Annotated in this window: 12 protein-coding genes; 2 read left to right on the top strand and 10 right to left on the bottom strand. The window is 74.8% G+C overall.

The features are described from left to right. The first annotated feature begins 172 nt into the window (after positions 1 to 172). The gene (locus AB0881_RS25320) at positions 173 to 847 is read left to right on the top strand and encodes a TetR/AcrR family transcriptional regulator (protein ID WP_366620536.1); all 675 of its coding nucleotides are present in this window, start codon (positions 173 to 175) and stop codon (positions 845 to 847) included. 49 nt (positions 848 to 896) lie between these two features. On the opposite strand, the gene AB0881_RS25315 is transcribed toward AB0881_RS25320, so the two are convergent. From AB0881_RS25315 to AB0881_RS25280, 8 genes are all read right to left on the bottom strand, one after another. Next, on the bottom strand, positions 897 to 1,931 hold the full coding sequence (locus AB0881_RS25315) for a hypothetical protein (protein WP_366620534.1): 1,035 nt from the start codon (positions 1,929 to 1,931) through the stop codon (positions 897 to 899). Between the two features lie 51 nt (positions 1,932 to 1,982). After that, positions 1,983 to 3,449 carry a cytochrome P450 gene (locus AB0881_RS25310; RefSeq protein WP_366620532.1) on the bottom strand — a complete coding sequence of 489 codons (1,467 nt, stop codon included), beginning with the start codon at positions 3,447 to 3,449 and terminating at the stop codon, positions 1,983 to 1,985. A 2-nt stretch (positions 3,450 to 3,451) separates the two neighbouring features. Then, a complete protein-coding gene (locus AB0881_RS25305) occupies positions 3,452 to 4,063 on the bottom strand; it encodes an ATP/GTP-binding protein (RefSeq protein ID WP_366620530.1) in 612 nt (203 codons plus the stop codon). 1 nt (position 4,064) lies between these two features. Beyond that, entirely contained in the window at positions 4,065 to 4,436 is a 372-nt protein-coding gene (locus AB0881_RS25300; protein WP_366620528.1) for a DUF742 domain-containing protein, read from the bottom strand. Next, entirely contained in the window at positions 4,433 to 4,858 is a 426-nt protein-coding gene (locus tag AB0881_RS25295) for a roadblock/LC7 domain-containing protein (RefSeq protein ID WP_366620526.1), read from the bottom strand. Before AB0881_RS25295 ends, AB0881_RS25300 begins: the two co-directional genes overlap by 4 nt. Before the next feature lie 4 nt (positions 4,859 to 4,862). Next, positions 4,863 to 6,362, bottom strand: a complete 1,500-nt coding sequence (locus AB0881_RS25290) for an ATP-binding protein (RefSeq protein WP_366620524.1) — start codon at positions 6,360 to 6,362, stop codon at positions 4,863 to 4,865. Between the two features lie 194 nt (positions 6,363 to 6,556). Then, positions 6,557 to 7,882, bottom strand: coding sequence for a cation:proton antiporter (locus AB0881_RS25285; protein WP_366620522.1), 1,326 nt, complete (start codon positions 7,880 to 7,882; stop codon positions 6,557 to 6,559). A 6-nt stretch (positions 7,883 to 7,888) separates the two neighbouring features. Beyond that, positions 7,889 to 9,874 (bottom strand): 3-deoxy-7-phosphoheptulonate synthase, encoded by a 1,986-nt coding sequence (locus tag AB0881_RS25280; protein ID WP_366620520.1) that lies wholly within the window; start codon positions 9,872 to 9,874, stop codon positions 7,889 to 7,891. A 288-nt stretch (positions 9,875 to 10,162) separates the two neighbouring features. Here AB0881_RS25280 and AB0881_RS25275 point away from each other — a divergent pair, with 288 nt between their 5' ends. Next, a complete protein-coding gene (locus tag AB0881_RS25275) occupies positions 10,163 to 11,593 on the top strand; it encodes an NAD(P)/FAD-dependent oxidoreductase (RefSeq protein ID WP_366620518.1) in 1,431 nt (476 codons plus the stop codon). A gap of 50 nt (positions 11,594 to 11,643) precedes the next feature. On the opposite strand, the gene AB0881_RS25270 is transcribed toward AB0881_RS25275, so the two are convergent. Together AB0881_RS25270 and AB0881_RS25265 are read right to left on the bottom strand one after the other, a co-directional pair. Continuing rightward, positions 11,644 to 12,843, bottom strand: coding sequence for an AMP-binding protein (locus AB0881_RS25270; RefSeq protein WP_366620516.1), 1,200 nt, complete (start codon positions 12,841 to 12,843; stop codon positions 11,644 to 11,646). Beyond that, positions 12,840 to 14,078: a cytochrome P450 gene (locus tag AB0881_RS25265; RefSeq protein ID WP_366620514.1), complete on the bottom strand. Its 1,239-nt coding sequence runs from the start codon at positions 14,076 to 14,078 to the stop codon at positions 12,840 to 12,842. The genes AB0881_RS25270 and AB0881_RS25265 overlap by 4 nt, the downstream gene beginning before the upstream one ends. Between the last annotated feature and the right edge of the window lie 41 nt (positions 14,079 to 14,119).

Raw genomic sequence — 14,119 nt, 5'->3', positions numbered from 1 at the left:
ACTCCTCGCTGTGGCATGGCTCACAGGCGTAATGTACGAACTAGTACGTTCTTCAGCAAGAGTCGCGGGTGCGACGGCGTGGAGGCGTTCGCGAACGACCTGATCACCGGCGGCGGCGCGCGCCCGTTCTAGGATGAGGTGTCCGCCGGTAGGCCCGCTTCCGTGGAGTCAGATGTCGACGCAGCCCCACCCGCCCGCCCCGGCCGGGCGCCGCCGCGACGCCGAACGCACCCGGGCCGAGATCCTGGAGGTGGCGCAGCGGGAGTTCGCGCGGCACGGGTACGCCGGCGCCCGGGTGGACGAGATGGCCGCGCTCATGCGCACCACCAAGCGGATGATCTACTACTACTTCGGCGCGAAGGAGAAGCTGTACATCGCCGTCCTGGAGAAGGTCTACTCGGAGGTCAGGGCGGCCGAGTCGGCCATCGACGTGGAGCACCTGGCGCCGGTCGAGGCGATCCGCACGCTGGCCGAGCTGACCTTCGACCACCACGACGCGCACCCCGACTTCATCAAGCTCGTCGGCATCGAGAACATCCACCAGGCCGAGCACCTGCGCAAGTCGGAGGTGCTGACCAACCTCGGCGCCCCGGCCGCCGGCCTCATCTCCCGGATCCTGGAGGCGGGCCGCGCGTCCGGTGATTTCGTCACCGATGCCGACGCCGTGGACGTGCACATGATGATCAGCGCGCTGTGCGTCTTCCGGATCGCCAACCAGTACACCTTCGGTGCCCTGTTCGGACGCGACCTCACCGCGCCCGAGCACCGCGCCCGCCACCGCGAGATGACCGGCGAGGCCGTCGTCGCCTACCTCACCGGCAACGGCCGCCGAACTCCCCGGGACTAGCGCATGGAGCCGGTCCCGTCGCGGCGGGACAGGGGTCAGGGGACAGGGGTCAGGCGTCGGCGAGGGCGACGACGCGTTCCAGGGCCCGGGCGGCGTTCTCGGGGGAGCGGCGGCCCAGGCCGCAGGCGGTGGAGACGGCGACGTCGCGGGCCAGGAGCGCCTCCACGCCGCGCAGTATCCGGCGCTGCTCGGCCAGGTCCTGCTCCTCGTGGGCCAGGCCTGCGACGAACCGGACGCCGGGCGGCATGTCCCGCAGCCGTCCGAGGTCCCGGTAGAAGCGCGGGTCCAGCACCGGCGGGTGCTCGCCGGCGGCGAGCGGGACGTGGACGTACTCCAGGTCGCGGCCCGCCGGCCAGGCGCGCAGCACGGCGCGGGCCAGGGCGACCAGCGGCGCGGTGGTGCGCATGCGCTTCAGCGCCCGGTTGTTGAGGTCGCCGACGCACAGGTGGACGCCGAACCGGGAGCGCGGCGGGGCCTCGGCGGCCAGCCGGGTCATGCCGGACGCCAGGAGACGCGCCGCCGCCGGGCGCAGCGGCGGCGGGGCCGTCGCCGCCATGACCAGCTCCACCGGGAACTCCAGTTGGAAGAGCACGTCGCCGCGGCCCCACCGGGCGACCTCCCCGATCTCCCGGACCAGCGCCTCGCGGAACGGCCGCCGGTACCGGAACGCGCCGGCCGGGCCGAACGAGAAGAGCGCGAGGTCGAGGTCACCCGGGATGCCGACCTGGAAGGACAGCCCGTCCAGCCCGTGCTCGGCGCGGATCTTCCGGAACGCGGCGTACCCGGCCGCCGCGTTCCGCGCGTGCCCCAGGTCGAGGCCCTCGGCGGTGAGCCGGTGCCCCCGCCGCACCCGGAACACCGGCCGGTCGTCGTAGCCCGACCAGCCGCCGTTCTTGCGCAGCTCCACGTCCGGATGCCGCCGGAGGCCCTCGATGATGTGCTGGACCCAGTTGCGGCGCTCGCCGACCTCGCCGTCCGACAGCGTCCGCAGGCGCCCGCCCGCGGCCCGCACCGCCGCCGTCATCGCCTCGCCCGCGTCGGCGGCCGGATAGCTGCCGACTAAGTGGACCTCTCGCTTCGACATGTGTGCACCTCCGGGGAACGGGAACCGTGACGCTCCGGCCCTCGACGTACCTCAAGAGTGCCACCGGCCGTCGCTTCCGGACAGGTGCGTCAGATGCCTCCGCAGCGACGCCCATCCCGTCGCTGCGGGCGCGGGCGGCCACGGAGCCGGGTCCGGAGGGCCGGCCGGAGGCGCGGGCGCGGGACGCGCCGCGGTGGCGGGGTCCGCCGGCTCCGGCGCGGGCCGCGCCTGCGGGCGCCGGGGCGTGAACGTGACGGGAAGCGCGTCCAGATGGCGGGTCACCCAGGCAGAACGCCAGTGCAGGTCCTCCTCGGTCACCGCCATGGCCACGTCGGGCAGCCGGGCGAGCAGCGTGTCGACGCCCGTCTCCGTGATGGCCCGGCTGATCTCCTGTCCGGGGCACTCGTGCGCGCCGGCGCCGAACGAGAGGTGGGAGCGGTTGCCGTAGAGCGGCGCGGCCGGATCCGGCCGGATGGCCGGATCGACGTTCCCGGCGGCCAGGCCGAGCAGCATCAGGTCGCCCGCCTTGATCCGCTGCCCGCCCAGCTCGGTGTCGGCGGTGGCCCACCGCCCGACCAGGGTGCGGAACGGCGGCTCGTCCCACAGGATCTGCTCGACGGCGTCCGGCAGCGTCATGTGGCCGCCGGCGAGCGAGGCGCGGAACCGGGGGTCGGAGAGCACCATCCGCAGCGTGCTGGCGATGAGGCTGACGGTGGTCTCGTTCCCGATCACCACCAGCACCCGCAGGTTCTGGACGACCTCGACGTCGGTGAGCCCGGCGGGATGCTGGAGCAGCCAGGAGGCGATGTCGTTGCCGGGGGAGGCCCGCTTCGCCGCCACGACCTGGCGCAGCTGCGCGACGAGGTGCTCGTTGCTGGCGACGGCCGTCTTCGCCCCCGATCCCAGGTCGCGCGTCGCCGCGACCATGGCCGGGCCGGCCTGGTCGGGGATGCCGATGAGCCGGCCCAGCACGAGCATGGGCAGGTGCTGGACGAACCGGCCGACGAGATCGGCCTCGCCCGCCGCGCAGAAGCCGTCGATCAGCTCCCCGGCGAACCGGGTGACGTGCCGGCGGATGCCGCGCCGGTTCAGCCGGCCGAGGCTGTCGTTGATCGCCGACCGCAGCCGCCGGTGCGCGTCGCCGTCGGCGAACCGGATCATCGGCTTCCAGTCGGTGAGCGGCCGCAGCGGCGAGTCGGCCGGGACCTTCCCCTCCCGGGCCAGGTTCCAGACCCGGGAGTCGCGGGTGAAGTGGGTGGAGGTGCGGGCGACCTCCAGGTTCTCCCGGTAGCCGAGCACCAGCCAGGCCGGGAGGTCGTCGGCCACCAGGACCGGCGCCACCGGGCCGTGCTCGGCCCGCAGCCGCTCGTACACGGTCATGGGGTCGGAGACGGACTCGGGGGAGAACAGGTTCACCAGGCCGGCCGCGGAATGCCCTGCGTGCGCCGGGCACTCCGGCGGCGGCACGGGGACGCCGGCCTCCGGGTCGGGGAACCGGTCGGGGGGAGTGGGGGACACGGTCATCGCTCCTGGGTCGCGGCGGTGGTCGCCGCGGTGAGGGTGTAGAGGTAGCGCATCAGCGCCATCAGCGTGTCGCGGCTGGACGCGCGGTCGCGGGCGTCGCACTCGACGATGGGCACGGGGTCGGGCAGGTCCAGGGCGGACCGGATGTCGGCCAGCGGGTGCCGCGGCGCGTCCGGGAAGCAGTTGACGGCCACGATGAACGGGACGCCCTCGTCCTCCAGCCGGCCCAGCACGTCGAAGCTGACCTCCAGCCGCCGGGTGTCGATCAGGACCACCGCGCCCAGCGCGCCCTCGAACAGCCCCTTCCACAGGAACCAGAAGCGCTCCTGCCCGGGTGTGCCGAACAGGTAGAGCACCAGCTCCTCGTTCAGGCTGATCCGGCCGAAGTCCATCGCCACGGTCGTCTGCGTCTTGGTCTCCACGCCGGCGACGTCGTCGACGCCGACGCTGGCCTCCGTCATGGTCTCCTCGGTCGTCAGCGGCCGGATCTCGCTGACCGCCCTGACCAGGGTGGTCTTCCCGACCCCGAAACCGCCGACGACCACGATCTTGACCGCCGCCGCGGTCGACGCGGGCAGGGTGTCCCGCTCCGCGGGCCCGACCCGCACGTCAGATCCTGGCAAGCCCATCCATCACCGCCTCCAAAAGCGTGACGTCCGGGCGCGCCGTCGCCGACACGGGCGCCCGCACCTCCACATGACCGCCGTCCACCAGGTCCGCGACCAGCACGGTGACCGTGCTGCACGGCAGGGACAGGTACGCCGAGATCTCGGCGATCGACAACGGGCCCGCGCACATGCGCAGGATGGCCAGGTGCTCGGGGTTCATGCCCGGCTCGGGCACGCCCTGCGACACCACCAGCGTCACCAGGTCCAGGGGGACGCGCCGGGACGGGCGGTCGCGGCCGGCGGTGACGACGTACAGCCGCTCCGGCGCGCCCTCCTCCCAGTCCGGCCGGCCGTCCCCGGCGGGTGGGCTCACAGGGCCGGCTCGCTCGAACGCGGCGCGCTGCTCAGGTGCTCCCCGATGCGCGCGACCAGGTCCCGCATGCGCTGGCCCATCAGCCCGGCGTCCACGCCCTCGTCGGCCAGCACCGCCAGGTACGCCCCCTGGCCGGCGGCCATCAGGTAGAAGAAGCCGCCGTCGATCTCGATCACCACCAGCCGCATCCGGCCGTCGCCGTGCGGGAACTCCGCGGCGATCGCGCTCGCGAGGCTCTGCAGCCCCGCGCAGGCCGCGGCCAGCCGGTCGGTGGTGTCGGTGTCGCCGTCCGGTGGTTCGGACGTGCTCAGTTCGGCGATGCTCAGCCCGTCCGAGGAGAGGACCACGACGTGGCGCGTCTGAGGGACGCCGGCCGCGAGGTCCTTGAGCATCCAGTCCATGTTCAGCCGCCGCTGTGTCATTCGACTACTCACCCTCGCCCCAGGAAGCGTCGTCGTCGCCGTCCGGCCGTTCGGCCTCGGGCGTGGAGTGGTTACCGGAGATCCCGTTGTGGAAGTCGGCCAGCCAGATGCCGGGTTCCGCGGCCGCCTTCGCCGGCTCCGCCGGAAGCCCGTGCCCGGCGGGCGCGGGGACCGTGCCGCCGGTCCGGGGGGCCGCGGTGACCGGCGCGCCGCGGCGGCGCCGCCGCTGCGGCAGGCCGTTGGCGTCGCGCGGGAACTCGCCCGCCGGGCCCTCCGGCTCGACCCGGACGGGCCCGCCGCCGGGCCGCGGCCGGGGCCGGGGCGGCGGCAGCGTGGCCGCGCGGGCGATCTTGCCGCCGGGCACCGGCGTCAGCGTGATCAGTTCCTTGGGCACGGTCAGCACCGCGCGCACGCCCCCGTACACGGACGGGCGCAGCGCCACGGTGAAGTCGTTGGCCTTGGCCAGGCGGCCGACGACGGCCAGGCCCAGCCGCGGGGACTCGCCGAGGTCGTCCAGGTCGATCCCGGTCGTCCCCTGGGCGAGCGCCCATTCCGCGCGCGCCCGCGCCTCCTCGGTCAGGCCCACCCCGGCGTCCTCGATCTCGACCGCCACGCCGGACTGGACCTCGATCGCGGTCAGGTGCACGCGCGCCTGCGGGGGCGAGTAGCGGGTGGCGTTGTCGAGCAGTTCGGCGAGCGCGTGGATCAGCGGCTCCACCGCCGGCCCGACGACGGCGAACTCGGCGACCGAGTGCAGGTCGACCCGCTTGTAGTCGGCGATCCGCGACATGGCGCCGCGCAGGACGTTGAACAGCGGCACGTCCTGGCGCCACTGGCGGCCCGGCCGCGCGCCGCCGAGCACGGCGATGCTGTCGGCGAGCCGGCCGATCAGCGCGGTGCCGTGGTCGAGGTGCAGCAGGTCGCCGAAGATGTCGGGGTTCTCGCCGTGCTTGTCCTCCATCGCCCGCAGGTCCTGGGCCTGCTGGTGGACGATGGCCTGCACCCGGCGGGCGATGTTCACGAACGCCCGCTGGGCGGAGTCGTGCAGGCCCACCTGGGCCTCCACCGCGTCGATCACCGAGCGCAGCACCGCTCCGTGGGCGGCGCCCAGCCGCGGGCCGAGCCGGGGGTCGGGGGACAGCCCGCTCAGCGCCTCCTCCGCGACCGCGCCCCGCTGGAGGCGCTCGACCGCGGCGGGCAGCAGCTCGGTGGCGAGCCGGATGGTCTCGGTCTCCTGGTCGGCCCACCGGCGCCGCAGGGCCTCCGCCTCGGCGGCCTGCCGCTGCTCCATGGCGGTGAGCGCGCGCTCCCTGCGCGTCTCCTCCCAGACGACGATCGCGGCGGCCACCGCGCAGCAGCCCGCGACGGCCACCTGGGCGTCGCGGGACACCAGCCCGGCCACCAGCCAGGCCACGGCCGCGCCCGCCAGGAGGACGAGGAGGGGAGGCAGCCATATCGGGACGCCGGACGTTCGTCTTCCGCGCGTCGTACCGGATCGAGCCATTGATACATCCTCAATTTCCATGGAGCCGAAATTCCGCCTTCCGGGCGGTACCGAAAGGGAGGGACGCCCCAGCGATTACTGACGGATGTCAATTTCGATGACATATGAGTTCCGTGACAGGGCGGCTAGGTTATAGCCGGTTCCGCGAGGCGTGCAAGCGTTCATGGAAATCGATCATAAATGCGGTGAATGATCTAGCTTGGAATGCGCGTATCCGACATTAGGCGCAATTCCTCCTCGCTCTTCAGTTCGATTCTCGGCACCGCCATGCGCAGGACCGGCGGGGCCATGAGCGACGTCACGATCGCGACCAGCACGATGATCGTGTACATCGCCGGAGTGATCACGCCGAGCCGCAGCCCGACCATCGCGACGATCACTTCGATCACGCCGCGCGCGTTCATCCCGCCGGCCAGGGCGAGCGCCTCCCAGCGGTCCAGCCGGCTGAGCGTCGCGCCGAGATAGGCGCCCAGGAATTTGCCCGCGATGGCGATCAGCAGGATCAGCGGGGCCAGGGCGAGCACGTCCGGGCGCGCGAGCGCGGTGAGGTCCATGCGCAGCCCGGCGGTGGCGAAGAAGAGCGGCGCGAAAACAGCGAGAACAAGCGTCCGCAATGGGGCGATCCGGGCGAGCTCGACATTTCCGGCCGCCTTGATCAGCAGCCCGCAGACGAACGCCCCCAGGATCGCCTCCAGTTCGAGGGCCTGCGTGGCGGCGGCGGCCAGGAACGTCAGCGCGACGACCGCGGCGAGCGTGACCGCCGGAGTGGACCGCCCGGCGGCCCGCAGCACCGCCCGGACGAGCGGGCGGGCGAGCAGCGCCGCCACCGCGACCGCGGCCAGCGAGAGCAGCGACGCGGCGGCGCCGGCGGCGGTGAACCCGCCGATCGCCAGGGCCGACACCAGGGAGAGCAGGAACCAGCCGGCGATGTCGTCGAGCACGCCCGCGGTCAGGATGAGCTGGCCGATGTCGCGGTGCACCAGGTTCATGTCCATCAGCGTCTTGGCGATGACCGGCAGGGCGCTCACGCACATCGCCACGCCCAGGAACAGCGCCGGGACCGTACGTTCCGCGGCGCCCTCGCCGGGCAGCAGCGCTGCGGGCAGGACGTACCCGACGGCGACGCCCAGGGCGAGCGGGACCACCAGCCCGGCCGCGCTCACCCGCAGCGCGGTCACGCGGTTGCGCCGCAGCAGGCCGAGGTCGATCTCGATCGCGGTGAGCGCGACCAGGAGCAGCACGCCGATCTGGGCGGCGGCGTCCAGCAGGTGCATCTGCCCGGCGTCCTGCGGCAGCAGCCACGCGGCCAGGTCCGGCGCCGCCCAGCCGAGCAGGGACGGGCCGGCGAGCACGCCCGCGCACAGCTCGCCGACCACGGCGGGCAGGCCGAACCTGGCGGCGAGGCGTCCCAGCAGGAGCGCCAGCGCCAGCAGGACGCCGATCTGGAGCAGGAAGACGAGGAGCTCGTGCGAGGCCAGCGGCGGGACGACGCCGGCCGGCGCCGAGGACGGGGCGGGCACGGCGGCTCAGCCCGCGGCGCGGTCCCGCTCGCCGGCGCGGAGCTCGGCCAGCGCGGCGAGGACGCAGTCGACGGTCTGGGCCGGGTTGAGCCGCGGGTCGCACAGCGTCCGGTACGCGCGGTCCAGGTCCCGCTCCTCCAGCCGCTGCCGGCCGCCCGCGCATTCGGTGACGTCCTCGGGGGCGGTCTCCAGATGGAGCCCGCCGGGCCGGGTGCCCTCCCGGCGGTGGGCGGCGAAGAACGCGCGGATCTCGGCGACGGCGTCGCCGACGCGGCAGAACTTGCGCCCGGCGGCGGTGGTCCGGATGTTGGCGTGCATCGGGTCGCACACCCAGCCGACCGGGACGCCGGAGTCGCGGCCCGCGCGCAGCAGCGGCGGCAGCAGCCGCGCCGCCCGGCCGGCGCCGAGCCGCGTGACGAGCGTCAGCCGCCCGGGCACGCGGCCGGGGTTGAGGCGGCGGCACAGCGCCGTCACGTCCTCCGGCCGCGCGGACGGCCCGAGCTTCACCGCGACCGGGTTGGCGATCCGGGCGAGGTGCCGGACGTGCGCCTCGTCCGGATGCCGGGTGCGGTCGCCGGCCCACAGCAGGTGCGCCGAGGAGTCCCACCAGGTGCCGTCGGCGTCCCGGCGGACGAGTTCCTCCTGGTACGGCAGGATGAGCGCCTCGTGGCTGGTGTAGAGGGCGGGCAGCATGCTGTGCAGGCAGCGGGCGCCCTCGGTGCGGGCGGTGGCGGCGGCGATGAGCTGGCCGATGTCGCCGAGGAGGTCCCCGGCCGCCGGGTGGCCCGGCGGGGCGGCGGCCCGCTCGGCGAGCGCGCTGACCGCCTCGAACCGCGGGACGGGGTCGGCCCGCAGGAGGTTGAGGGTGGCGGCGGCGTGGAAGTACGCCTCGACCATGCGGCGCGGGTCGGCGGTGCGCCCGGCCGGGTCGATGGAGTTGACCATGTCGCCGAGGTAGGAGGGGACCTCGGCGGCCGTGCCGCCGGGCCCGCGCACGGTCTCGGTGGGGCGGGAGCGCGGCTTGCCGTACTGCCCGGCGATCCGCCCGACGGTGACGACGGGCCGCCCGGTGCCGGCGCCCAGCAGGCCCGCCGCCAGCGCGATGAGCGCCTGCCGGTCGCGGATCGCCGCCGCGGTGCAGCCGGCGAACGATTCGGCGCAGTCGCCCATCTGTAACAGGAACGCGTCGCCGCTCACCGTGGCGGCGAGCTCGGCCGTGAGCGCCGCGCACTCGTCCCGGGTGGTGAGCGGCGGCAGGGCGCGGAGGCGGGCCCGGCACCGTCGCAGCTCCGCCTCGTCGGGCCACGCGGGCTGGTGCCGCGCCTGCGGCGGCAGCGGCGGCAGGGACGGGCCGGTCCCGCCACCGGGCCGGGAGGCGGAGCCGTTCGGCCGTTCCGCGGCCGGGCCGGGCTCGGGCTCCGGGGCGAGGCCGCCGCCGGCGTTCCCGGTGACCGCGGCGGAGACGTGGGCGGGGTTGAAGCACTCGCGCACGTAGAAGGCGGGCTCGCCCTCGATCAGCATCAGGTACGCCTTCACCGCGCACGGCACGGCCTTGGTGCCGCGGCGCCAGACGTCCCGCCCGATGTGGACGATCCGGCGGCGCTGGGAGCCGCCCCTGCCGAGGACGCTGTAGCCGAGTGGGGTGTGCAGGTCCAGGGCCGGGTCGCCCGGCCGGTGGCGGCCGACGACGTGGTTGAGCGACACCGGGGACGACCGCGGGTCCAGCAGCGAGGACCGGCGGACGAGGACCTCCTCGCCGGGGCCGATGCCGAGCAGCCCGGCGATCTCCGCGGGGACCGTGCCGGCGCCGGTGACCTCCTGGCGGAGCACGCGGACCCGCAGCCGCGTGTTGAGCATCGCCTCCAGCAGCGGGGTCGTCAGCCCCTCGCCCGCGAGGAGCATCCTGGTCAGCGGATCGGTGAACGCGCCGGCCGCCCCGGGGGGTCCCGGCGGTGCGGGCGCTTCCGACGGCGCGCGGCGGAGCAGGGTCACGGTCCACCTCCACAGGGCCCAAGGAGCCCGTACGGGGTCCCCGGCCCCGGCCCCGGCCGGCGCGCGGCGGGAACGCGGCTCTCTCGGCGGGCACGGCCCTCGACCGGCCGGAACGGGACCCGGGGTCAGTCCGGAAGACCCCATCCTGAAACTCTCACGACGGATGCGGCGAGTTGCGCGACCGCCACACAATCCGTGACGTCGAGCTACAGGCTCATGACTTAGCGCCCAGGGTTATCAGTGCTTTTCTTGCCAAATGAGCCCCTTCCTTGTCGCGGGAGGCACCACATGAGCTACACCGACCACGTCCAGGTACTGGTGATCGGCGGTGGGCCGGCCGGCTCGACCGCCGCCGCCCTGCTCGCGAAATCGGGCGTCGACGTCCGGTTACTGGAGCGCGAGACCTTCCCCCGCTACCACATCGGCGAGTCCCTGCTCGCCTCCTGCCTGCCGACGCTGCGCCTGTCCGGGGCGTTCGACGCGGTCCAGGCCCACGGCTTCCAGACCAAGCGCGGCGGCGTCTTCCACTGGAAGGACGACAAGTGGCTGCTGGACTGGAGCAGGCTGGTCGATCCGGACGCCTGGTCCTGGCAGGTCGACCGGGCCGCGTACGACGACATCCTGCTGCGCAACGCCGCCGAGCAGGGCGCGGAGGTGATCGAGAACGCCACCGTCAAGGACGTCGCGTTCCACGGCGACCGGCCGGTTTCGGCCAGCTGGGTGGACGCCTCGGGCACGATCCAGCACACGGGGTTCGACTTCCTCATCGACGCGTCCGGCCGCGCCGGAGTGCTGTCCCGGCAGCACTTCGACATGCGCCGCCCGCACGAGGTCTTCCAGAACACCGCGATCTGGGGCTACTGGGAGGGCGCCCGCGCGCTGCCCGACGGCCCCGAAGGCGCGATCAACGTCGTCTCCGCGCCGGACGGCTGGTACTGGCACATCCCGCTCACCCCGACGCGGTACAGCGTCGGGTACGTCACGTACAAGCGGTGCTTCACCGAGGAGCGCCCCGGATTCCCGTCCCTGGAGGCCTACTACCGGGACGCCCTGGGGCGGTCGGACGACATGCGGTGGCTCCTGGAGAACGCGACCCTCACCAGCGAGGTGCGCGCCGAGCAGGACTACTCCTACGTGTCCGAGCGGTTCTGCGGCCCCGGCCACATCATGGTCGGCGACGCGGTCTGCTTCCTCGACCCGCTGCTGTCCACCGGCGTCCACCTGGCCCAGTACGGCGCGCTGGTCGGCGCGGCGGCCGTGGCCACCACGCTCCGCAAGGACATGGAGGAGGCGAAGGCGCTGGCGTTCTTCGACTACGTCTACCGCCGCGCCTACTCCCGGTTCCTCATCCTGGTGTCGCGGCTCTACAAGCAGTACATCGGCATGGACGAGTACTTCTCGCACGCCCACGAGCTGGTGCACGAGGACAGCCGCGACGGCGACGAGGCGATCCAGTCGTTCACCCGGATCACCGCCGGGCTCACCGACGTGCGCGAGGCGCGCGAGACCGGGCGGCGCACGATGACCGGCGCGCTGGAGGCCGAGGCGGAGGACGTCGAGGACGAGGCGGCCAAGTCCAACGTCCGGTACATGGGCGGGCTCGACATGTCGCCCGTGTGGAACATCTGGCGCGACCCGCTCGGCCCGGACACCGCGATGGGCGGGATCCGCATCGTCACTCAGCCGGAGTTCGGCCTGGTGGAGGAGGGTCGCCCCTGAGAGCGGGGAGGGTCTGAGCGGGACGGCCCCCGCGGCAGGCCCGGGGCCGGTCAGGCGGGCGCGCGGTCGAGCAGGAACAGGTACCCGTCCTCGTCCAGCCGGCCGAGGTCGCCGGTGCGCAGCCAGCCGCCGCGCACGGCCCCGGCCGTGCGCTCCGGGTCGCCGAGGTAGCCGAGCATGACCTGCTCCGTACGCGCCCAGACCTCCCCGGCCTCGCCGGGCGGCAGGTCCGTCCCCGCCGGATCGCGGACGCGCAGCTCGACCCCCGGCACCGCCCGCCCGGCCGACGCCAGCAGGTCGGCCCGGCGGTGGTCGCCGGGGGCGAGCGCGGTCAGGAAGCCGCCCTCGGTGGTGCCGTACGTCTGCGTCAGCACCCCGCCGAGCCGCCCGGTGAGCGCGGCGGTACGGGCGGGCACCGCCGGCTCGCCGCCGTAGATCAGCTGCCGCAGGCCGTTCGGGGGCGCGCCCAGGTCGGGCGCGACGCCGTACAGCCGGACCGGGCGGCCGGCCATGACATGGGTGAGGCGCTCGCGCTCGATCAGCCCGGCCAGCCGGGCGGCGTCGTCCACGGCGGGCTCCAGCACGACCGTGCCGCCGCCCGCGAGCGTCCACAGCGTGAAGAGGGCCGGGAGGTACTGGACCCCCGGCGCCGCCAGCAGCCGCCACGGGCCCGGACCGAAGATCTTCCGGGCGGCGGCCAGATGGGCGGCCTCGGTGCGGTGCCCGTACGCCACGGCCTTGCGCGCCCCGCTCGTGCCGCTGCTGAACATCACCGCGGAGATCGCGCCCGGCCCGGCGACCGCGCCGGCGCCCGCCGCGCACACCGGCCCGGCCACCGCCGACGGCGCGAGCAGCGCGGCGTCCAGCGGCGCGCGGACGGGCACCGGGCAGGCGGCGAGCAGCGGGCCGGCGTCCTCCTCCCGGGACGGGTCCCACAGCAGCGCCGCCGCCCCCATCGCGCGCATCACCGCGGCGGCGGGCGCGACGGGCATCCCCGCCGCGAGATGGACGTACCGGCAGCCCATCACCAGCGTGACCAGCCGGGCGACGGCCGACTCGGGGGACGCGCCGTACAGGCAGGCGACGGCGGCCCCCGGCCGGACGCCGCGCGCGGTGAGGCGGGCGGCGCCGGCCGCCGCCATGGCCAGCACCTCGTCCCCGCCCAGCCGGCGCCCGCCGGCCACCAGCACGTCGCGGCCGCCCGCGGCGCGCAGCCCGGCGAGCACCGCCCGGCCGAGCGTGCCGGTCACCGGGCCCGCCGGCCGAGCAGCACCGGCAGCGTCGGGGTGCTGACCCCGATCACCGTGTCCAGCGAGCCGAGCCCGTCCAGCGGCCCGGCGGGCGCCAGGTCCGGGTACGCCGCGAACAGCCCGGCCAGGGCGATCTCCGTCTGGAGCCGGGCGAGCGGCGCGCCCAGGCAGTAGTGCGGGCCCTGCCCGAACGACAGGTGGGACGGCGCCGGCTCGGTCACCTCGAACCGCGCGGCGCGCTCCCCGTACTCGTCCGGATCCCGCCCGGCGGCGGCGTAGCAGGCCAGGACCGCCTCGCCCGCGCGCACGAGCACCCCGTCGATCCGCACGTCGCGGACGGCGTAGCGCATCGGGAACAGGCCGATGGGGGAGTGCAGCCGCAGCGCCTCCTCGACCGCCGCGTCCCACGGCAGCTCGCCGGAGCGCAGCCGGGCGAGCTGGTCCGGCGCCGACAGCAGCGCCCGCACGGCGTTGGTGATGAGGTTGACGGTCGTGACGTGCCCGGCGACGAACAGCGTCTCGAAGGTGTCGTGCAGCTCCTCGGCGGTGAGCCGGTCCTCGCCCAGCGCGATCAGCTCGCTGACCAGGTCGTCGCCGGGCGCGCGCCGGCGTTCGGCGATGACGTCGGCGAGCACCGCGCGGCGCCCGGCGCGGGCGTCCTCGATCCGCCGGCGGTCCGCCTTCATCTGCGTCGTCACGTGCGCGTGCCCGTACAGCTCGGCGCGCCGCTCCCGAGGGATGTCCAGGATGTCGGCGATGACCTCGCAGGGCAGCGGGTAGGCGTACTCCCGCCGCAGGTCGGCCGGGCCGGGCGGCAGCTCCTCCAGCCGGTCCAGCATCCGGCCGGCCACCGCCTCGATCCGCGGCCGCAGCTCCCGGACGCGGCGCGGCGAGAACACCTTCGCCAGCGGCGCCCGCAGCCGCCGGTGCGCCTCGCCCTCGGAGTTGACCATCGAGGCGTCCCCGACGACCTGCGCGATCGACCCGCCAGGCCGCAGGCCCCGGCGGGCCTCCGCCGACCAGTGCCGGATGTCCTTGGACAGGTCGGGGTGGGTCAGGACGGTCTCCAGGGTGGAGTAGCGGGCGGCGGCCCACGCCCGCACACCCTCGATCTCCACGCGCACCAGCGGGCCCGCCCGCCGCAGCAGGTCGTTGACCGCGTGCACGTCCTCGGTCCGCGCGTCAAGCGCGACGCACGGGGGCTCCCGGTCCGCCGCGGTCCTCCCGGTCTTCATGTCCTTCACGTCCTCCGCGCCTCCCCGCGCCCCCTCACGTC

The sequence above is a fragment of the Spirillospora sp. NPDC029432 genome, assembly GCF_040703975.1.
Classification (GTDB): domain Bacteria; phylum Actinomycetota; class Actinomycetes; order Streptosporangiales; family Streptosporangiaceae; genus Spirillospora.
The sequence above is the reverse complement of the archived record's forward strand: the minus strand, read 5'-3'. Positions and strand labels throughout refer to the sequence as shown.